Here is a 21,292-nt window from a genome sequence, read left to right as displayed (position 1 = left end):
ATCAGCTTCGCCAGTTTTGGGCGGCAATGACCGCTGCGACGATACAGCCGCACTCCAAAAAGCGGATCAAACCGACTGATTTATACAAACCGCTCGCCAGGGCGAAGCGAAGTGGACCGGTGCTTTCTGAAGCAGAACGGCGACGGCGGTTTGACGAAATCGTGAAGAAGATCGGCCCGGACGTGATTCCGGTGCGTTCTTCTTCTGAACAATAGACTGAGAAAGGAGGCATTCGATGGCACAGCAGTTGGGACAAGCGTATATTCAAGTGACTGCGGACTTCAGCCAGCTCGGACAGCAATTGGCGATGGCGACCCAACAAGTTACACAGAGCACCCGCAATATGATGTTGAATCTGGAAGCCGCCAAGAAGTCGTCAAAGACCTTGTTCAGCTCAATCAAATCGGGTGCTTTGGGCGTAGTCGGCTCGATGATTTCCGCTTCCACCCAAGGAGAGCAACTGAGTGAGGCATTTGGCAGGTTAAGCCAATTCACGATTGATAAAACCATTGGTCCCGCTTTGGAAACCATTGCGGGGGCGATTGAGCGTCTGGTGGCAAACATGTCCAAGTTTGGCGTGGTGGAAGGATTTGAGAAGACCTTTTCTCAAGAGACGAAGGTGGCCATCGTTGCGGTTGCGGGGGCCATTTTGGGAGCATTGATTCCCTCACTCATCGGATTGACCGCCTCACTGAAAGCAATGGCCATCGCTGCTTGGAGCGCGATGGCTCCTTTGTTGCCCTGGATGGTGGCCGGGGCGGCGGTGGCGGCGGTGGCGTATCTAATCTGGCAGAACTGGGACACGGTGTCGGGATGGTTACAAGCGGCCTGGAATTGGCTGTGGACGGGTGCGACGACTATTTTTAACGGCATCGTAGAAACCATTAAAACGATTTGGAACGGCATCACCACGTTTTTCTCGGAATGGGGGATGACCATCCTGGCGGTGATCACCGGACCGATCGGGTGGTTGGTCGGATTGATCGTCACTTACTGGGATCAAATCGTCGCGTTTACCACGACCATCTGGAATGGCATTATCTCGTTTTTCCAAGAGTGGGGCACGACGATCCTTACGGTACTCACGCTCCCGTTTTGGCTCTTGGTGGCGTTTTTCCAAGAGATCTGGGCATTGATCGACGACACAGTCAAATCGGTGTGGAATGGGATTGTGGCTTTCTTTACGACGATCTGGCAATCAATCGTCAATCTGTTCACCAGCTATCTCAATTGGGTGCTGAACACATTTACGTCCATTTGGAACAAAGTGAAAGAAGGCGTCATCCTTGTATGGAACGTCATTCGATCGTTCCTGTCTTCGGTGTGGAATGCGATTGTCGGGATCTTCGCCCCGATATGGAATCGGTTGGTGTCGACGATCACATCCGTGTGGGATCGGATCAAATCGATCACGATGTCCGTTTGGAACACTGTCAAAGGTTGGCTGTCTAGCATCTGGAACGGCGTGAAGAATATGGCCAGCTCGATCTGGAACGGGGTCACGTCCGCGATCACTGGCGCATGGGAAAGCTTGAAGTCCAAAGCGTCGTCCATCTGGGAAGGGATTTTTGGCAGCATTAAAAAGTGGATCAACAAAGCGTTGGATATTGTACGCCCATTTATCAATGGGTTTAACAGTGTCGTGTCCAAGATCAACAGTTTGACTGGTGCCAAGTTGCCAACCCTCTCGTTGCCAGGTTTGGCCAAAGGGGGGATTGTGACCAGCCCTACCATGGCCGTGGTCGGGGAAGGGCGGTACAGTGAAGCGGTTCTGCCCCTGTCCAATAAAACGTTCAGCGCTCTGGCAGAGGGAATCACCAGCAAGATGGCGGGCGTGGGCGGCGGCAATGGGTTCATGATCAATGTGGAGCAGATGCATGTCAGAAATGACCAAGATATCCGCCTGATCAGCCAAGAGTTGTGGAGACTTCACCAGCGCCAAGCGAGATCATTTGGGGGGAGAGTATGATGGGGTTCACGTTTGCAGGCATTCATAGTGAGCAGCACGGATTGCGGGTGTTGGATGTCAAGCGCCCCATATCTCCCGGAATCGCCGCGAAAACGGTGAAAGTCCCCGGTAAGGCGGGCGTGTATGACATGGGGATTGAGGTGGATGCGCTTCACATATCTGTTGAGGTGCTGTTGACGGGCCAAACCCTTTGGGAAATCCGGGATCGCGTGCGGACCGTGGCCGCTTGGCTCAGGAACGACGACCAGACGGGAATGCTTACGTTTGATGATGAACCGGACAAAGCCTACACCGCACGGCTGACCGATCAGACCGAGTTGGAGGAGATGGCTCTGACAGGGCAGGGAACGCTCACATTCCTTGCTGCGGATCCATTGGCTTATGCTGTGGAAGATGATGTGTTTACTAGCGAGTCGGGGGTGTTGTCGTTTCAGCGCAAGGGGACGGCTCCATCGCAACCGTTGATCGAAATCACTGGGGAAAGCGGCGGGATGGACGGAGGATTCGAAGTGGGACTGAATGGCAGCATGATGACATATAAAGGGCCGCTTGGATTTGGTGAACGATTGGTGATCGATTCCCGTCTAAAAACCGCTTATCTATTGAAAACGGATGGCACCAAACAAAGCGCGCTCAATGCCTTTGACTCACTAACCTTCCCCTTAACTCTCCCGGGCAAGGAGAACCAGTTGCAGGTGAGTCCGCTGGGAGCGGCGACGGTGGACCAGGTGAAGATTACGTGCCGCAGTTGTTGGTATTAACCCATGCAAATGGGCGGGCGGGGGGAATCCCGCTCCGCCTTGTTTGCATCAGAATAAAGGAGGCGAGAGTCAGTGGCCAAAACACCCTTTAAAAAACTGGGAAGTGTGGAGATCCTCTCTGCCCATCTCAATGGGATTCAACATGCTGTTAATAATATGGAAGACGTCTTGGGGATGAAGACGGCCCCAAAAGCGGGTGTTCAGCTGTTGCCGTACACGGATATGCCGGACCCGGGTTTGAGGTGCCGGATTTATGAGGGACCCGACAACAATTGGCTTTATGATCCGGAGCCAGTCATCAAGCGGAATGGACAAATTGTCAGCCCATCCGAATATGAGTTGCAGGCGGAATATGGAGCGGTGGTTTTCCATGTTCAGCAACAGGCAAGCGATGTGATCACGGCCGATTATACCCACATCACCAACCAGTCCGCCAAGATGGAACAGGTGGATAGCCAGCATGCCGCGCTTGAAGCGAGAGTAGCGGCGTTAGAACAGAATGGGGGAGGCGGAGGAGGTAGTTTCCTCGCTTATCTGGTAAAGCATTATCCAGGCACATACCGCTCCCACGGCATATCCCCGCAAAACAACGCGACAGGGGTGGCGGTGCTGGCAAACAGCATTGACATCTTTCCATTTGTAGCGCATGAAACCATCATCTGCGACATGATGGGAGGGCAAGTGTCGGCTGCCGTGTCGGGAGGATTAACTTCGTTTGCCGTTTACACGGATAACAATGGGTATCCGGGCACGCTGATCGCACAAACCGGTGCGGTGGATTGTTCGACCACCGGCTGGAAAGAGGCTGCGTTTACTACGGGGCCGGTCACGTTGCAAGCGGGGAACTACTGGATCGGTCGTTTTTGCAATGCAGCTCTTTCTTTCCACGGCTTGAGCCCGGCCGGTATCAATCCTGTGCCGTCGGCTCCACCGCTTGGTTCCGACAACATCAACAACACCAATGGATTAGGGGCGGGCGTGGGCGGCATCCGCTATTCGCTTGCCTTTGGCAATGGTGCGTTTCCGGAGACATTCCCAGCGGTAGGCGATGGCCCGCAATATCTGGAACGCAACGCTTACGGGTCGCCATGGATCAGAAGACAGCCATGATGGTAGCGTAGCGTGCTTTTGAAAGGGGTGGGACAAGGTGAGATATAACCGGTTGGGAAACGGGCGTTACAATCTGGACGGAGTGATCTACAACCAGCCTCTGGCGGCCGATGAGCAACCGTACCACAAGCTGGCGCAAACGCCCATCCTTGTATTGGATCAACAGCGCAGGCGCCTAGCGGTGCTGGATCATCTGACCGAATTGGTGATCACGGAGGAAATCAACGGCGAAGAGACGGTTGATTTATCCATCCCGTATGAGGATGCGAAGCGTGTTTTTTTGGAGAACGAAAACTACATTCAGCTGGGGCAACGGCTGTATGTGATTCGCCGGGTTCATCATTCCCGCAAGGGGTCGGGCAAGAGGGAAACGCAAGTCTACGCCGAGGCCATCTGGTATGACTTGCAGTATGCCGAGCCGATGGCCATAACCCAGTGGCCGGACGCGACGCCCTATGAAGTGATCCGCGACATCCTTACGGGCACAGAGTGGCGGGTGGGCCGGTGCGATATCGGCACCGTGCGCAGCATGTCCGTTGATGAAGGGCTGACCAACCGTTTGACTGCGTTGCGGGAGGTGGCCGACTTATGGGGAGGCTCCATCCGGTTCAACCCGCTGACAATGACGGTAGATCATGTGAAAGAGGGCGGATTCCGCGATCCTGGTATCGCCATCATCTACCGCAAGAACATGGATGAGATTGAGGCTGATTATGATACGACCGATCTGATCACCAGGCTGTACCCATACGGAAAAGGCAACTTGACCATCAAAGACGCCAATGACGGCAAAGAGTATGTGGAGAACTTCCAATATTCCCAACAGATTCGCACGCGCACATTTAAAGATGACCGCTTCACCAATCCTTATCAATTGAAGGAGAAAGCGCAGGAAATCTTGGACAAGCTGAGCAAGCCACGGCTGTCTTACCGGGTTAAAGCCAGCGATTTGTCCATGTTGTCTGGACTGGAACATGAAGCTTTCCGCATTGGGGACATCGTCCGCGTCTATGATGAAGAGTTGGGGATGGATGCAAAAACGCACATTGCCCGTTGGCAGTATGATGTGTTGGCCCCGTGGAACACCGTGTTGGAATTGGAATCGGCGGCCCCTACCTTAACAGACTTATTGAAAGGGGTCGCGCAAGCGGGATTCCTGCAATCGGAAGATTCTGTCGAGCGGACTGAGATGCTGGAATTGATGGTGTTTAACTATCTGCTCAACTCCAGAGCTGACGACGGTTTTGCCTACTGGGTGAACAACGGATGGGAAATCGATGCAACACGGGGTTATTCGGGAAATGCATCGTTCATGTGCCAAGGGCAGCTCGGTGTGGAGAAAACACTGACCCAGACGGTGGAACCTTCCCACCGGGATAGCTACACCGTGAGCATGCAGGCGGCGACGGAGAATCTCAAAAAAGGGCCGAATGGCAAAGTGGGCGTCGAAGTGGTGCTTCATTATGATGACGGGCAATCGGAGACGAAGTTTTTCCCATTGGCCTAAATGAGACAAGATGCGGGTGGCGCAAACCCTTAGACAGGTGAAGGTGGTGATCAACATGTCTTCATTTCAACCGTTTCAAAAAAGTTTTACGTCAAACAGCGGAAAGAATGTGAAGAAGATCGACCTGCGGTTGGTCGTTTCTGATGTGACTGGCAGGATTCAAATCACGGATGTGATGTTGCAAGGTGGTTCCATCGCCACTGTATGGACAGGGCATGCTTCAGAAATTCAATGGTCATTTGACGGGTGATGTGGATGGACAAAAAAGAGTTTTGGACCCGGTATTTTTTCACCTTTCAAGTGACGCCCAATCGGAAGGTGACCCGAATCGATTACCGCTTTGTGATGAATGATTGCGAAGGAACCGCCTGGCTGACCGATTTGATGCTGCAAATCGGACGCGCGACTTCTGGTTATGTTCCCGCCAATAAAGAGTTTTTGCAAAGAGAGAGGGACGGAGCGGGCACGGTGATCCGCCGCAAGCATTACAACGGGGTGATTCGCGGGAAACGGAAGATTGCTGTTCCCAATCGGGAAGCGGTTAGCAGGGAGAAAGACCTGGCCAAGCGGGTGACTGGTGGCGTGGATTTTCACCTTGCGCTGACCCGGAATACGCCACAGGAAGGAATCCGTTTTGCCCATCAACACGGGCAACGGCAACTGATCGTATCGCCTCCGCTCAGCGCCAACGATCGGGTTACGTTGAGCGCGACCAAGCGCCGCGTGGAAATCAACGAGCAGATAACACAAGAATACAGCGGCAATTTCCACACCTGTCCCGCCGGGTTTGGGATCTATCAAGTGGAGTTGGACGATGAACGGGGTGCGGGCCGCGGGGCGGGGCAGTTGGTATGTGAGGTTGACATGTGGCTGAAGGGAAGAGGAGGTGAGCGATTGTGAGTTCATTGCGAACACGCCACCGGGAGTTTTTGTCGTGGATCCGTACGAGCGAGCAGCTGGAAGTGGTAGAGCGGTTTGGCAACAAATTTTCTGCGGTCTGCCTGTTTTGGTTTGACATACAAGCGGACGGCTCGTTGACCGAGGCAATCAGCGATCTGGAAAAGGCGATGGCTCGCGCCCGGCAGATTCATGAGAAATGGCCGCACATCCGCTGGTTGCTGACGGTTAAGAACGATGGGGTGCCATCCAGAATTAATCCGGTGGTGTCCAATCATCAGGGGGCACAGGATCGGTTCATTCAGGAAGTCCACCGCATCCTAAACCAATATGCGTGGGTGGATGGCCTGGATGCCGACTTTGAGCGGTTGCCCAATGACCAAGTGGACAACATCTACCAGCTGTACGACCGCTTGTTTGCCGAAATCAAAAGCCGCACGGCCAACCGGTTTCTCCATCTCGATCTACCGCCGATGGTCGCAGCGCATGAAACCATCGGGCCTGAGAAGTGGTGTGACTACGGGCGGTTAAAAGACCGTTGCGACACAGCGCAGATCATGACTTATGGATTTGCGTGGGCTGGCTCGGCGCCAGGCTCTACTGCGCCGTTGGATTGGCAGCGGAGCGTGATCCGTTATGCTGTTAGCGCTTTTGATCCGATGCAGGTTTACATGGGGGTGGCGGCATACGGTTACCGCTGGGAGATCAGCAAATACCCGAAAACGGCTTCGCAGCCTTATCGCGGTTTCGGGGGCGGATTTCCCGATTTTTTGCGGTGGATGATCGGGGAGCTTTCGCATACCGACTCTTACCGGGGTGGGGCTGAAACGCAAGCCTATATCCCGTTTTTCTCGTATTTTGACGAGCAGGATGCCGTGCACCAACTCTTCTTGCACATCTATGATTATGTGGATGCTGGTGAAGACGCTGATACGACAAGCTTGAACAAGGGCAGGTTTGGGGATCGCTCCTTTTTGACCGCTTACGGCAAGGATCAAGTCGTTTCCTTTGATGGTACAGTGTCTGACCAGACAGTGGCCGACGCGGACGTGGTGCAGGGTGCAATGATCCGAACCGGCGCCTACGTGTCTCCGCGTAAGCCCGCCGCCGGGGAAACGGAAGGCTACGCCAAGTGGACATTTCATGTTCCCCAGGAGGGCGCCTATGATGTCGTAGCGCAAGTGGAGTATCCGTGGTTTGATCAACAGAAGTTGGTGGTGAAAATCGACGGGATTCCTCAGGTGGTCGGTGAAGTGCCCCAACATTACCCTTATCATCGTCAAGTGCATTGGACCAAGGTGGCTCGGCTGACCTTGACGCCGGGAGCGCATGTGTTTGAAGTGTTGGGTGCAGGAAGTCAGTATGGCACCATCTTCTACGGCTTTCGCGTATGCCGGCAGTTCCAGGAGAGCCGTGAAGCGGGGGAAGCCACCTTTACGCTGATGCCCCGCAAATTCCGCGACCGAAATGGGATGGCAGCCTGGCCTTATGAAAACAAGTTTAAGCTGACCTTGGAGGCGGTCAGGCGGCCGCCGGAACCGGCGCTCATCTTTTATGATGATTTTCGAGATTGGCAAAATCAGTTGCCTTCCGATAAGTACATCATCCATTCAGGTGCATGGAAGGTGAACAAAGACAAAAATGATCCCGCCCCCCGCCAGTATGCTTGGGTGTCTGGCTCCGGCAAATTCACACTCAACACTTCCCGCTTCACCAATGTCACGGTGGATGCCAATCTGCGCGTGGAGAAAGAGGGGATGGCAGGGGTGCTGTTTAAAGATCTCTGGTTTTGCCTCAATATGAACTACAAAGGTGGCCGATATGAATTGCATCAGGGAGGTACGCGCCTAGCAACCCAATGGCCAGGTGGCCCTCTCGCCCTGAACACGTATTACCGATTGCGGATGAAAGTGCGTGGACGGGAAGTGGTCTGTCTCCTCAATGATATCCCGGTCATCCGCCACACCTTGGCCGCGGAAGCGGGAGCTGGCGCGTGGGGGGTGCAATCAGATGTTGCTATGTCTTGTGATTTGCTAGTCGGGGCTGATTCCCACTGGCATTACCCGCAAGAAGCGATGGACATCATCCTGCCTGATGGGACGGAGCAGACGTTAGGCCGCATTCCTCGGTCAGGGATCACATGGGATGAGAAGTGGGGCTTTTTTTATTTGGAAAGCGGCGACGAGCTGGACACCCGCCTGGAACCGCCAGACGGGATGGACAAGCTGATCATCAAGGACTGGGATTATCTCCACTCCGCTCCGTTCACTTTGTCGGAAGGCGATTATCCGGTGAAAGTCCGGATGAGGGACCAGGGGATCTGGCTATCCCGTATTTATTTGGGGGATGCCGACGGATTTAGCATCGCCGTGTTCCCCTTCGCTGAGACCATTTTGCGGCAGGGGGACATCGCCGCATATGAGTTCAAAGCCCGTGGCATCGGGTTATGGTCCGTGGGACAGGAAGACCCGCAACTTTGGCACGTGCTGGTGGATCAAGTGGATGGTTAAAGGCAAAGAGGCGAAGTCCCGGTTATGCGGCAAGGGAAACAACCGCTGATGGACAACGAGAAAGTATCATTTTCCGCCATGTGCCCACTGCCGGATGGACTGTGGGCAGTAAATAGAAAGAAAAGGTGGTGCGATGTGAAAGCGATGATCAAACAATTGGCGCAGGAGAGTGTGACGATCAAAACAACGGTCGCAATGACGGGTGCCGCAGCCTCTTATATTTTTGGGGGATGGTCCACGGGATTGATCGTGTTGGGCATTTTGGTGTGCATTGACTTTGTGACGGGCCTGCTGGCCGGATTTTATGAGAAGAAGCTTTCTAGTCAGATCGGCAGCAAAGGCATTTTGCGGAAATTTGGCATGATCTGGGTGATTGCCATGTGCCATCTGCTGGATGTGCTGTTGGGGACCGAGAACTTGCTCCGGGATGGAGCGGTCTTTTTTTATGCTGCCAATGAATGCTTGAGTATTACCGAAAACGCAGGCCGGATGGGCTTGCAACTTCCAGGCCCTATTGAAAAGGCGATTCAGGTGTTGCAAGAAAAAACGGACAAGAAACAATAGGCATCCATGGTGACGAACACCAAATTCCGAGTGAAATGGAGGTTGAAACGATGAATATTCAACAACAATGGATTCCGGTGGCCCATCGACATATCCGCCCCCGCATCACCATGAAACCAGAGTACATCACGATCCATGAAACGGCTAATACCGCCAAAGGGGCGGATGCACAAGCCCACGCCCGCCTGTTGGCAAGAGGGAATACCCGAACCGCGTCATGGCATTTTACCGTTGACGACAAACGGATCATCCAACACATTCCGGAAAACGAGGTGGCGTGGCATGCCGGGGACGGGAGGAATGGCCCCGGCAACCGAAAATCCATCGGTATCGAAATCTGCGTGAACGCTGATGGGGATTTTGTCCGTGCACAAGAAAATGCCATCAGGCTTGTCAGAATGCTCATGAATAAGTACAAGATTCCAGTCAGCCGGGTGGTTCCCCATAAGCACTGGTCCGGAAAAAATTGTCCGGCAAATCTTCTTAAGCAATGGCCGGCATTCATTGCCCGGGTGAGACAAGGCGGTTCTGCGTCGCCGACAGCGGGAAGTGGCCTGTGCCGTTTGTTGAAGGTTACCCGCCCGATGATGCGGGGGGATGATATCAAAAAAGTTCAAGTGAGATTGGGTGTGCCGGCGGACGGAATCTACGGCCCGGTGACCAAACGTGCGGTGCAGGCCTTCCAAAAGGCCCGCGGTCTGGCTGTGGATGGCATCGTCGGCCCGCAAACATGGGGAGCGTTGTTCTCATAAGCGGGGCCGAGGGTGTGAAGGAATTGTCTCTACCCCGGGCGTTTGACCCGCTGTAAAATAAACGTATAGGAGAATATTTATATAAATTTAACCACATAGTTTATGTTTGTTTAAACAGGGTCTGCGCATCGCAGGCCAAATAACATCATTTAAGGAGTGAGCGAGATGTCTACTTATCCATTCGGAAGTACCCGTAGTTATTACGCTGGAGGAACCCCGCGGATCCACATTGGTTCGGGCAAGTACGCAGCTTTATCCCCTGCGGATGAGCAATTGCTGGACGCGATTCTCCACTGCAAAAGCTACAGTGAGGAAATCTCCCTGTCCGATCTGAAAATGATCGAGGCGAAAGCGGCTGGGGAATTGCCGGAGACACAGTGGGAGCCGGAATCGTTGGGCGCGCAGATCATAGACAAAATCCGTCAGCAGTCCAAAGTGCGCAATTACCACCAAATCTTTAATGCTCCCAAGGACCCGTTTGAGCTACCGGTAGTGGCCAGTGATTTCACTGCTTCGCTGATTGGATCGGAAGGGGAGACGGTAGCGTCCCAGCCGGTGAGTGACCACTACGGTAAGGTTGTTTTCAACCACCGCAAACTGATGATTACGGCGGAAGCGACAACCGAATTTGAAGAGGAAAACATCCCGGAAATAATGGCGTTTCTGAAAAACCAACTGGCGGTCAATCTGATGCGGGCGGAAGAGAAAATGCTGTTCCTAGATGATGCCACCCATGGCTTGCTAGCCAACGCTGCCGACAAGACTGCTGCCGTGCCAGGAGGGAGCTTGACCCCAGCTAACGCCGCGCAAACTGTGATGAGTTTGTTATCGGCGATGGGAGCCCCGTACAATTTGGACCCGGCCAACATCGTCATGTATCTCCATCCTGAATTGTATTGGAATCTGGTTCAAGCCGGGGAAGTGAAGACGCAAGACATGTATGGCCCAAGCGCCACGATCATCAGCGGAGAGCTGGGCAAATTTTACGGTATGAGCGTAGCGCCACTCACCACGTTGGACGCTGTTGACGGAACGACCCCCACTTATCCGATCATTTTGGCGAACCGGGCGTCGGTTTTGCTGTCCCAGCGCCGAAATGTAACGATACGGGTCTTTCCGCTGGAGGGTGACAAAAACAAGATTGAAGCGACGGTACGTACTGCCATCGCCTATCCACACAAGAGCGGTGGGTTTGCCGATGGGGTCGTCAAGGCACTGTTGAAGAAAGCGTGAGGCCGGATGCGGCCCCACGCTTCCTTTTGGAAAGGAGGTTCCCATGAGTCGACCATTTCCCGTCATTCATCGCATCCGTAAGGCCAAGGACGTCGAAGAAGGCGCGCTTCTGCTGGAAGGGTACGCCAGTACCTTTCATGAGCGGGATCGCCATGGGGATACGATTGATCCGAAAGCGTTTGACGACAGCATAGAACAATACATGAAGAATCCGATCCTGCTGGCATATCACGACCATAAAAAACCGATTGGCCAAGTGCTAGAAGCGCATCTGGATCAGCGCGGATTGTATGTCATAGCCCAAGTGAACCGATCGCCAGACCCCCACCTTGAGGGGATTCGCAAACAAATCGAGCAAGGCACATTGAGATCGTTTTCCATTGGCGGTTATTTTCACCGCCGGCAATTAGCTCCTCATCGCCATCTCATTGAAAAAATCGATTTGGTGGAAATCAGCGTCGTCAGTGTCCCCGCCAACCCGCATGCTGCCTTTCAAGTGCAGAAGGGAGTTCGGAACGCATGGGGCGCCGACGCGGACTTGGAGTACGGAACGCCAATTGCGTTTAAATCCCTGCTGATTCCGGAAGCGGGTAATGTACGCCAACAACTCCCTTCATTCTCCGCCAGCGAGCCGCTACGCATGCGCGTGTTTGTGACAGGAGCCAACACCGGGCGGTTCCTTCATTATCTGTTTGGCATGAAAGAGCAAAACCGCGTGTCTTGCGCGTTTGAGCTGGAGGGGGAGATGGGGGAGTTGAATCAGCGCCTGCGTGTAATCGAGCACTACGCCAAACGGACAGGGGTGTCTGTCGAAGTGGACTCCCCTTGTGCCTTCAGAAGGGGATAAAGCGGCGTCCCAGCAGAAAAAGGGAGGAATCACCATGAATAAGATTGTGTTGACTGTCGAGTTGGAAGAACCGGTGAGCGAAAAATTTGATGTAAACACCTACGCCAAGAACATCGCTTACCGTGCTTTGAACTGGAGCCGCGCGGTCAAGGTGACTGGCGCGGGTGTGAATGTATGCATGATCAATCAAACGGCTCCCGAGCAGGGGACGCTCAAACGAAATAAAACGTTGATGGCTTAGGGTTTTCAGGAACACAGGCTCAGGCATCAGCGCTGGCTTTTTGCCAACGAACTTACAGCTCCCGGTTTACGGGAGCTTTTTTATTTTCTCATCGTTCTTCTCGTATACGTCTTATTTTTCACTTGCCGTTACATAAGAGGCGACTTTGTGGCGTAAGTATGATATTATGTGAAAAAAGAATTGAAACTTACGAAATTCATCATGGGTTCTGGAAACATTGTCAGCTCTATCCATTGACGGAGAATAAGCCGTTGACTATGATAGAAGGGTAGTTCGCTAATGGAATACTTTCTCGTTTTGAATAAAGGGGAGTAGCTGGTACAGCAAAGTCGTCATTACGGGCATATGCCCCGGCTTTGTTGGCAACGTAACCGTTGTTGGCAAGACCTTTACTTTTCCAAGCGTGATTTTGAGTTTGGAAAAGTAAAGGTCTTTTTGTGTATTTTGCCAATGTGGAAGGATACTATTTTCGGGGGTGTATGATCAAACATGATGGAATTTTTTACAGCGTTGCTATCAATTGTGATCATTGACTTGGTGTTGGCGGGTGATAATGCGATTGTGATCGGGTTGGCCGCACGCAATTTGCCCAAGGACAAACAAAAACAAGTGATTATCTGGGGAACTCTCGGGGCGGTTGTGATCCGGGTATTGGCGACACTGGCGGTCGTCTGGCTGCTGAAAATACCTGGTTTGCTTTTGATCGGCGGGATTATTTTGACTTGGATTGCGTTTAAGCTGTTGATTGAGGAGAAAGATCATGATGTAAAAGCCGCAGATAGCATGTGGGCGGCGATCCGCACAATCATCATCGCCGATGCGGTGATGGGCTTGGACAATGTGTTGGCGGTTGCGGGCGCGGCTCATGGCGACTTTTTACTGGTCGTGCTAGGACTGATCATCAGCGTGCCGATTGTGGTCTGGGGTAGCACCGTCTTCCTCAAGCTGATGGACAAATACCCATGGATCATATATATTGGTTCGGGAGTTTTGGCGTTTACCGCCGCCAAAATGATTGTCGATGAGAAGTTGATCAAAGCGTACTTTGAAGAACCCTCTATCAAATACGGATTCATCATTCTGCTGGTTGCCGCGGTGCTCTTGCTTGGTCGCTGGTTCAAACAAAGACAGAGCAAAGCGGGCGCGCAAAGCTAAAGGTATCGAACCTAGTTGTATGTCAAAGTTGCGCGCCTGTCCGCTGATAAAAGGACCATTGCTGGCGTGCAAACCAAGTCAGATGTGAGAATGGGAGGAAAGTTGGGGGAGCGCCATGGTCAGATTGGAATATCGGCTGTGTGATGAAAAACAGGGGTTTCCCGGCCTTTTCGGTTATTCGTCCTTGTCGAATGGGGAAGTGTTGATGCGGTTTGCTTGCGACTACTTGGTCAAGGGAACCCGCGTCTACGAGAAAACATCCACCGCGATTGAAGGGGATCTGTATGTGATATATGTCATTGAAAGCCCCGATGAGGATGAAGCCCCATCCGGTCCCGTCTTCATGCCAGACTGGGTAGGGATCTGTATGGAGGTGCGCCATTTCCGCGAGGGGATGGACGATTATCCCTTGGTTCACCGGCTTCGTTTCTATGATCCGCAAGAAGCATTATTGCACTTATTGGGTGATTATCTGATGATTGGCGATCAAGAATGGGAGAAGACATCGACGGAAGTGGATGAAAACCGAAAAGTGTATGTGATTTACGCCAAGCCAACAACGGAAGAGTGAGGGGAAAAATGGGAGAGCAACAAGGGAAAAGCCAACGGTTGGTGAAGTTGTTTGCCGCTGCGATGGTTGCCGTGCCCTTGGCCGGGTGCGGCGATGAAGATATCGAGCTGTGTTTTGACGACAATCGGGATCGGCGTTGCGACGATGATGGTAGCTACTATGATCCAGACAATTATGTGGTAAAAAAAGGGAAGCGCTTCGCCTACATCAAACCGGATAGCCGCTTGGTTACCGAGAACGACGTCGATTTCAAAAAAGGGATTGGCCGGAAATCGGGAGGCTCCAGCGGATAAGATGCGACGTGACGATTATGCGCGGCGGCGGACGGAAATTTATGCTCCGATTCGGGAAGCCGGAATTTTCACATGGGATTGGGATAAAGATGATCAATCTGAATATGCATTGGCTACTGTCCATCCCATTAGCGAAGCGTTTCGCCAAGAGCTGGCGTTTGCCACAGAGCGCTTAGGCCAGATTTTCGCGAAAACGGCTCGCATCGTTCAGGAAGGGTCTGATGCCCTCTTAAGGGAGCTGGGCATCCCCGAAGCGGCTTGGGGAGCTGTACGCTTGTCCATCAATTCGTCGGCACCCACTGCCATCGGTCGTTTTGACTTTGCCCATACGCCGCAAGGATTGAAGATGCTCGAATTTAACAGTGACACTCCCACATGTATCGTGGAAGCTTTTTATGTAAACGGATTGGTGTGTAAGGCCTTTGGCGCCACTGATCCCAACCAAGGCGAACACCGCCGTTTCCGCCCGGTTTTCCAAGAACTTGTGGAACGATACCGGCAGAGCGGTTACGCCACCGAACGGGTGGTGTTCAGCGCGTTGGACTGGCACGAGGAAGACGCGGGGACAACCAAGTATTTGCTTCGGGAATCAGGGTTAGAGGCCGCATTCGTCCCGTTGTCGGAGCTGGCGGTCAAGGGGAGCCGCCTGTATGCACCGGATGGCAGCGGGTTTGCCCCGGTGGATGTGTTGTATCGGCTACATGCGTTGGAGATTCTGGCCGATGACGAGGATGAACATGGATATCCGACAGGAAAACATTTGTTGCGATTGGTTGCCGACAAGCACTTGGCGTTAATCAATCCACCCCAGGCGTTGCTGTCGCAAACCAAAGCCATGCAAGCGCTGATATGGAACTTGAGCGACTCACAGTTGTTTTACACCGCGGAGGAACGGGCGTGCATTCAACGCTACATGTTGCCTACCTATATGGATAATCCGTTTCATGGCAAGCGGGCATATGTCCGGAAGCCGATTTTCGGTCGGGAAGGCGGAGCCGTTACCCTGTATGACCGCAACGGCGCGATCATCGCCCATGACAAGGAAACGTTGTATTGGGAGCAGATGATGATTTATCAAGAATTGGCCGAGATGGAGCGAGTGGAAGTGGAGACATGGCGTGGTCCGTTCACTGGGGAGCTGCTGTGGAGCTCGTTTTTGATCGGTGGTCAAGCCTCGGCGATTGTCGCACGGGTGGACAAGCATATCACCGGCGATCGCTCCTATTATTTGCCAGTCGGTCTGCTGGGAGAGAGGGGAAAATAGATGAGTCAACTAGCATTATTCCAGAATTTTGCATTATACTTGGCCGTGACGATCCCGCTGGTCATTGTGGGGTTTATCGCCTTCTTATGGGCGACACCCTACAAGGAAGTGGAATTGATTCGGCAGGGCGCGAACACAGATGATCCCGCCAAAAAAAATGCGGCGGCTGCAGCAGCTCATGATCTGAGCGGCAAGATGCTCGGATTGATGTTGGTGGTGGCTTCGGCGATATTCCACTCGGTGAGCGTGGTCGACTTATTGATCTGGGGTTCCGTGGGGATCGTGTTTCAAATTATCATGTTCTACTTGTTTAACTTACTGGCCCCGTTTAGTGTGGTCAAAGAGATCCCTAAGGGGAATGTGCCCGTCGCCATTTTCGCATCGCGCTTGAGCGTTGGAGTGGGTTTGGTGATGGCCGCGTTGATCAGTTATTAAGGGGCGAGAGATGATTGGCACCGGTTCCCTATGTGAACAAACGAAGGCATGGATCAAAAGATCCATGCCTTTTTCATTTCAACACATCTTCCAGCTTCACAAAGCGGTATCCTTGTTTCCGCAGCAGAGGGATCGCCTGTTTCAACCCTTCGGCGGTGTCCCCTTGCGGCTGATTGAAATGGAGGATGACGATGGAGCCGGGCTTAGCTGTAAGTAAAGCTTGTTTTACTTGGCGGGCGGAGAAGGTGGCACCCGCGTCGCCGATTACATCGAAGTTGACGGGGCGTTCCCCCGTTTCATGGATGATTTTGACCGCCACATCATCATAATAGGCGGTACCCGAACGGAAAAACTTTGGCTTCTTTCCGGTCAACTCCATGATTTTGCGGTCATTGCCCAGCACTTCTTCCAATGCTTCATTCACGTTTGCCGTGCCGCGGATGCCGTAGATGGCGCGCCCATTGACGGAAAGGGGACGGTGAACCGTGCCGTGGTTTTCGATTTCAAACAGCGGCTGCCGCGCCAAGCGCAAGAAAATCTGTTCATTGCGTTCAATCCAGCGGCTGTTGATAAAGAGCGTGGCCGGAATCTGCTCACGCTCCAAGTATTGGATCAGCGGTGCGTCATAGCCGCTACCGTGCTGTCCGCCACAGGCGTCGAAAGTCAGGGCGATCAGTTTTTCCTGGGTCGGTAGGCGATCGATGACGCCGGGAAGGTGCTCTCCCCATTTGCGGGGCTTTTGGCCTTCGAATTTGGTTTGCACCCGTTGTTTGATCTCCTCTACTGAAGGCAATGCGGCTGTGTTGGTCGATGGCTTTGCGGTTGGCGCGGCAGTCGATTGGGTAGTGGGGCGTGCTTGGGGGTGATCGGTAGTGACCTGGGTCCCGGAGCACGCGGTTGTTGCCAGACATAAGGAAATGATTGCGGTCAGTGATTTGATTGACGATTGCATGGGCTGACTACTCCTTTTCAAACCAGCCTTTCTTGCGGAACCACATATACATGGCGACGCCGATGAAACCCATCAGGCCTAGCACGAAGAAATAACCGTAACGCCATTTCAATTCTGGCATATGCTCGAAGTTCATGCCGTAGATGCCAGCGATAAACGTCAGCGGCATGAAGATCACCGTGATGACGGTGAGGGTCATCATCACTGAATTCATCCGGTAGGAATTGAGCGAAAGATAATTGTCGCGGATGTCGGCTGTCATATCTCGGCTTGATTCCACCATCTGGCCAAGCCGTTCCAGATGGTCGTGGATGGATTTGTATTGGCGACGCTCTTCGATTGAAAGATGCAGGCGCTCTGAATTGAGGATGCGGTACAAAAGGTCGCGCATGGGCCAGATGGTGTGGCGCAATGCCAACAGTTCGCCGCGAATTTTGAACACTTCCTTCATCAAGGTGTGTAGCCTCGCATGCGGCCTACGCGTTTTCTCTTCCAATATGGTGAGCTGGTCTTCTAACCCTTGGACGATGGGAAAATAGTAATCGACGATTTTGTCGATGATTTTCACCATGATGAAGGGAGTCCCTTTGGATTGGACCATGGCGTCGGTTTTGACCCGTTCCCAGACTTCGTCGATTTCCTCATGCGCTTGGTAGTGGAAGGTAACGATGTAGCGGGGACTGGCAAACAGGTCAATCTCTTCCGGCTTCCACGTTTTGTTGTTCAAGACTTGCAACACATAAAAGGTATAGGTGTCGTAGTAATCGAACTTGGGGCGTTGCAGATAATGGAGGCAATCTTTGATCGCCAACGAATCAAAGCCCAACTTTTCCAAGTAAGTAGCTTCCTGCATGGTTGGGGCGTGAAAGTCGATCCAATACCATGCGGGATCAAGGGCCTGCACTTCCTCGATCGGCAGGTTTTCAATTATGCGGCCATCTTGGGTATATGCCAATGTGCGGATCATGCGAGTCCCCCCCTGTCGGGTTTGGGTGGTTTGTAACGAGAATGCAAGATTTAAATGATAACCATTGTTTATAGGTTTCCTGCAATGAAATGAGGCTGGATACGAGTTATATGATTTACCAAAGAAATAGAACGTATAGCTAATGATAATATTCAGCGACGCATAACGGAAAGGAAGGCAGGGAAGTTTCGTCAGATTGACATAAAAATTGTTGCTATCGTGACCGTCATCATCTTGCCGAAGTTGAATCATCCAGCGCATGGGGGCTGTCGTGATCCCGGATGCAGGAGGCGCTTCAGGCGGCGATGTGGGTTAGGGCGTGTCAATATCGTTTGCAACCACGCCTCTGCATAAACAAGCGTTTACTTATACACGTTTTTTCCATCATAAATTTTTTTTGTTTTGGCGGCTCCGCCTTGTATGGAGCCGTTTTTTTATTTCAGCCAATGTTTACCATGGGTAGGCATGGGTGGACTTTTTACGCATGTTATGTATAATAATTCATGATGATGAATTTTTATAAAAGGAGAGGGCGCGAATGAAACCCAAAGTGGTATTGGCCTATTCAGGCGGTTTAGATACATCGGTGGCTATCAAATGGCTTGGGGAAACGTACGGATATGATGTGATCACGGTGGCGCTCGATGTTGGGGAGGGCAAGGATTTGGCGTTTGTCCGGGAAAAGGCGCTCAAGGTCGGAGCCGTTGAGTCCATCGTGTTGGATGTGCGGGAAGAGTTTGCCGAGCGTTTCTTGAAGCCGGCCTTAAAAGCCAACGCGATGTACGAGGGAAAATACCCGCTGGCAACGGCGCTGTCCCGTCCCTTGATCGCGGAGAAGCTGGTGGAAGTGGCAGAAGCGCGTGGCGCCGTCGCTGTTGCGCATGGTTGTACAGGCAAAGGGAACGACCAAGTCCGCTTCGATGTAGCCGTGGCCGCGTTGAATCCCAACTTGCAGGTGATCGCGCCCGTGCGGGAGTGGGGCATGTCCCGCGATGAGGAAATCGCGTACGCCGAGCGCCACAACATTCCCGTGTCGGCCAACTTAGACAATCCATTTAGCGTTGACCAGAACCTATGGGGACGTAGCTGTGAATGCGGAGTGTTGGAAGATCCGTGGAACGCGGCTCCAGAAGCGGCATTTGAGTGGACGAAGGCGCTCGCCGATACGCCAGATGAACCTGCTGTGATCGAACTCACCTTCGAAAAAGGGGTGCCGACTGAGCTGGACGGCGTGGCGATGCCTTTCCATGAGATGATTGCCCGGTTAAACCAGTTGGCCGGCGCGCATGGGGTGGGACGGATTGACCATGTGGAAAACCGCTTGGTGGGAATCAAGTCCCGTGAAGTGTATGAATGCCCGGCTACGATCACCTTGCTAACCGCCCACAAGGAGTTGGAATTCCTCACCCACACCCGGGATATCACCCGCTTCAAGCCAATCGTGGAGCAAAAATGGTCTGAACTGATATATGACGGGCTGTGGTTTTCACCGCTCAAGCAGGCGCTTGATGCGTTCATCGAAGAGACGCAACAGCATGTCAGCGGAAAAGTGCGCCTTGCGCTGTTTAAGGGTCAGGTGACCGTTCTGGGACGCACCAGCCCCAGCTCGCTGTATGATGAGAAGCTGGCGACTTACTCCAAGGATGATCTGTTTGACCATACAGCTGCCGTGGGCTTCATCAAGCTGTGGGGCTTGCCAACGAATATTTATGCAAGCGTGCATAGAGGGGAGGGCACTCATGGGCAGCAAACTGTGGAGCGGAAGATTCACCAAGTCGACGCATCGGTGGGTGGAGGAATTTAACGCCTCCATCGCTTTCGATCAAGTGTTGGCGGAAGTCGACATTCAAGGAAGCTTGGCTCATGTGGCGATGTTGGGGAAATGCGGAATTTTGTCCTCCGATGAAGTGGCTCAGATCGAGCAGGGGTTGGAGCAGATCTTGGCAAAAGTGCGGGAAGGCCGTTGTGTATTCACCATCGAGCATGAAGACATTCACATGAACATCGAAAAAATGCTGACGGACGAGATTGGGCCGGTGGGCGGGAAGCTGCACACGGGACGGAGCCGCAATGACCAGGTTGCGTTGGATATGCATCTGTACATTCGCATGCAGACAGTGGAATTGGTCCGCTTAATCCATGAGCTCCACGGTGTGCTACTCAAGCAGGCATCGCAACAAATCGACGTCATCCTGCCGGGCTACACACACTTGCAACGGGCGCAACCGGTGCGGCTCAGCCACCATCTCCTCGCTTACGCCTCCATGTTTGAACGGGATATGGAGCGACTGATAGACAGCTACAAGCGTGTCAATCTCTGTCCATTAGGGGCAGGGGCCATCGCGGGCACCACGTTCCCCATCGACCGTGAATGGGTTGCTGAGCGGCTGGGCTTTGATGGTATCTACGATAACAGCATGGATGCGGTGAGTGACCGCGACTATTTGCTTGAATTTCTCTCGATTGCGTCGATTATCATGGTACATTTGTCGCGGCTTGCTGAAGAATTAATCTTGTGGAGTAGCGACGAATTTAATTTTGTGGAATTGGATGACGCGTTTTGCACCGGCAGTAGCATGATGCCGCAGAAGAAGAATCCCGATATTCCAGAGCTGATCCGCGGGAAGTCCGGCCGGGTGTTTGGCCACCTGATAGGTCTGTTGACCACGCTTAAAGCTTTGCCGCTCACTTACAACAAAGATTTGCAGGAAGACAAGGAAGGCGTGTTCGACACGATCACCACCCTGACCGGTTGTCTCAAACTGATGGCACCGATATTGGAAACGATGAAAGTCAACGCCCAGCGGATGCGGCAAAGCGCTGAGCAAGGGTTCGCCAATGCTACGGATCTGGCCGATTACCTGGTGGAGCGGGGATTGCCCTTTCGGCAGGCGCATGAAGTGGTCGGCCGGATGGTCTTGCATTGCATTCGCGAAGGGAAAGGGCTTGCTGACTGCACCTTGTCCGAGTGCCAAGCATTCTCGCCGCTGATCGGAGAGGATGTGTATGCGCGACTGGGGTGTGAGCAAGTGGTGGAAGCCCGTCGGAGCGCTGGGGGCACGGCGAAAGAGCAAGTGTTGTCCACCCTAAGCCAAAAGAAGGAAAAGTATGACAAAATTAACCAATGGATTAGCGGTGTTTGGAAATTTACAGCGTCAAAAACCCCATGACACAGGTTCTGGGGTTTTTTGGCTTTTTGAATAAAATTTGATTTTGAAAAATATTAACCTGGCTTGCTGAAAAGATGATGTTATAATAAGTAAG

22 protein-coding genes are annotated in these 21,292 nt (G+C 52.8%); 20 read left to right on the top strand and 2 right to left on the bottom strand.

From position 1 onward, the window contains the following. Positions 1–26 precede the first annotated feature (26 nt). From CLV36_RS03325 to CLV36_RS03240, 18 genes are all read left to right on the top strand, one after another. Complete coding sequence (locus tag CLV36_RS03325; protein WP_146130589.1) at positions 27–215, top strand: hypothetical protein; 189 nt, start codon at positions 27–29, stop codon at positions 213–215. A gap of 20 nt (positions 216–235) precedes the next feature. Continuing rightward, the gene (locus CLV36_RS03320; protein WP_106341754.1) at positions 236–1,969 is read left to right on the top strand and encodes a phage tail protein; all 1,734 of its coding nucleotides are present in this window, start codon (positions 236–238) and stop codon (positions 1,967–1,969) included. Next, positions 1,969–2,730, top strand: a complete 762-nt coding sequence (locus CLV36_RS03315; protein ID WP_181352804.1) for a distal tail protein Dit — start codon at positions 1,969–1,971, stop codon at positions 2,728–2,730. Before CLV36_RS03320 ends, CLV36_RS03315 begins: the two co-directional genes overlap by 1 nt. A gap of 72 nt (positions 2,731–2,802) precedes the next feature. Next, positions 2,803–3,840, top strand: a complete 1,038-nt coding sequence (locus tag CLV36_RS03310; protein ID WP_106341752.1) for a hypothetical protein — start codon at positions 2,803–2,805, stop codon at positions 3,838–3,840. A gap of 37 nt (positions 3,841–3,877) precedes the next feature. Then, entirely contained in the window at positions 3,878–5,347 is a 1,470-nt protein-coding gene (locus CLV36_RS03305; RefSeq protein WP_106341751.1) for a phage tail spike protein, read from the top strand. Between the two features lie 55 nt (positions 5,348–5,402). Next, on the top strand, positions 5,403–5,597 hold the full coding sequence (locus tag CLV36_RS03300) for a hypothetical protein (protein WP_106341892.1): 195 nt from the start codon (positions 5,403–5,405) through the stop codon (positions 5,595–5,597). Between the two features lie 5 nt (positions 5,598–5,602). Further along, positions 5,603–6,247 carry a hypothetical protein gene (locus tag CLV36_RS03295; RefSeq protein ID WP_106341750.1) on the top strand — a complete coding sequence of 215 codons (645 nt, stop codon included), beginning with the start codon at positions 5,603–5,605 and terminating at the stop codon, positions 6,245–6,247. Continuing rightward, on the top strand, positions 6,244–8,754 hold the full coding sequence (locus CLV36_RS03290; RefSeq protein ID WP_181352803.1) for a glycosyl hydrolase family 18 protein: 2,511 nt from the start codon (positions 6,244–6,246) through the stop codon (positions 8,752–8,754). Before CLV36_RS03295 ends, CLV36_RS03290 begins: the two co-directional genes overlap by 4 nt. Before the next feature lie 24 nt (positions 8,755–8,778). Next, positions 8,779–9,318 carry a phage holin family protein gene (locus tag CLV36_RS03285; protein ID WP_245888274.1) on the top strand — a complete coding sequence of 180 codons (540 nt, stop codon included), beginning with the start codon at positions 8,779–8,781 and terminating at the stop codon, positions 9,316–9,318. Positions 9,319–9,368: 50 nt separating this feature from the next. After that, a complete protein-coding gene (locus tag CLV36_RS03280) occupies positions 9,369–10,070 on the top strand; it encodes a peptidoglycan recognition protein family protein (RefSeq protein ID WP_106341748.1) in 702 nt (233 codons plus the stop codon). Between the two features lie 165 nt (positions 10,071–10,235). Continuing rightward, the gene (locus CLV36_RS03275; protein ID WP_106341747.1) at positions 10,236–11,303 is read left to right on the top strand and encodes a phage major capsid protein; all 1,068 of its coding nucleotides are present in this window, start codon (positions 10,236–10,238) and stop codon (positions 11,301–11,303) included. Positions 11,304–11,346: 43 nt separating this feature from the next. Continuing rightward, positions 11,347–12,150 carry an HK97 family phage prohead protease gene (locus tag CLV36_RS03270; RefSeq protein WP_106341746.1) on the top strand — a complete coding sequence of 268 codons (804 nt, stop codon included), beginning with the start codon at positions 11,347–11,349 and terminating at the stop codon, positions 12,148–12,150. A 34-nt stretch (positions 12,151–12,184) separates the two neighbouring features. Then, a complete protein-coding gene (locus CLV36_RS03265) occupies positions 12,185–12,391 on the top strand; it encodes a hypothetical protein (RefSeq protein ID WP_146130588.1) in 207 nt (68 codons plus the stop codon). Between the two features lie 492 nt (positions 12,392–12,883). Continuing rightward, positions 12,884–13,546 (top strand): TerC family protein, encoded by a 663-nt coding sequence (locus CLV36_RS03260; RefSeq protein ID WP_106341890.1) that lies wholly within the window; start codon positions 12,884–12,886, stop codon positions 13,544–13,546. A 115-nt stretch (positions 13,547–13,661) separates the two neighbouring features. After that, positions 13,662–14,117, top strand: a complete 456-nt coding sequence (locus tag CLV36_RS03255; RefSeq protein ID WP_106341744.1) for a hypothetical protein — start codon at positions 13,662–13,664, stop codon at positions 14,115–14,117. 8 nt (positions 14,118–14,125) lie between these two features. Continuing rightward, positions 14,126–14,410 carry a hypothetical protein gene (locus tag CLV36_RS03250; RefSeq protein WP_102993554.1) on the top strand — a complete coding sequence of 95 codons (285 nt, stop codon included), beginning with the start codon at positions 14,126–14,128 and terminating at the stop codon, positions 14,408–14,410. A 1-nt stretch (position 14,411) separates the two neighbouring features. Continuing rightward, positions 14,412–15,674, top strand: a complete 1,263-nt coding sequence (locus tag CLV36_RS03245) for a glutathionylspermidine synthase family protein (protein ID WP_106341743.1) — start codon at positions 14,412–14,414, stop codon at positions 15,672–15,674. After that, positions 15,675–16,109 (top strand): DUF350 domain-containing protein, encoded by a 435-nt coding sequence (locus CLV36_RS03240; RefSeq protein ID WP_022737497.1) that lies wholly within the window; start codon positions 15,675–15,677, stop codon positions 16,107–16,109. A gap of 73 nt (positions 16,110–16,182) precedes the next feature. Here CLV36_RS03240 and CLV36_RS03235 read toward each other — a convergent pair whose 3' ends face one another. Beyond that, positions 16,183–17,061, bottom strand: a complete 879-nt coding sequence (locus tag CLV36_RS03235; RefSeq protein ID WP_106341742.1) for a polysaccharide deacetylase family protein — start codon at positions 17,059–17,061, stop codon at positions 16,183–16,185. A gap of 7 nt (positions 17,062–17,068) precedes the next feature. After that, positions 17,069–18,028 carry a magnesium/cobalt transporter CorA gene (gene corA / locus CLV36_RS03230; protein WP_102993550.1) on the bottom strand — a complete coding sequence of 320 codons (960 nt, stop codon included), beginning with the start codon at positions 18,026–18,028 and terminating at the stop codon, positions 17,069–17,071. A gap of 538 nt (positions 18,029–18,566) precedes the next feature. Between corA and CLV36_RS03225 the strand changes: the two genes are divergently transcribed. Continuing rightward, positions 18,567–19,832, top strand: coding sequence for an argininosuccinate synthase (locus tag CLV36_RS03225; protein WP_106341741.1), 1,266 nt, complete (start codon positions 18,567–18,569; stop codon positions 19,830–19,832). Beyond that, positions 19,768–21,198 (top strand): argininosuccinate lyase, encoded by a 1,431-nt coding sequence (gene argH / locus CLV36_RS03220; RefSeq protein WP_102993548.1) that lies wholly within the window; start codon positions 19,768–19,770, stop codon positions 21,196–21,198. Before CLV36_RS03225 ends, argH begins: the two co-directional genes overlap by 65 nt. Positions 21,199–21,292 lie beyond the last annotated feature (94 nt).

Source organism: Laceyella sediminis, assembly GCF_003003125.1.
GTDB lineage: Bacteria > Bacillota > Bacilli > Thermoactinomycetales > Thermoactinomycetaceae > Laceyella > Laceyella tengchongensis.
The sequence above is the reverse complement of the archived record's forward strand: the minus strand, read 5'-3'. Positions and strand labels throughout refer to the sequence as shown.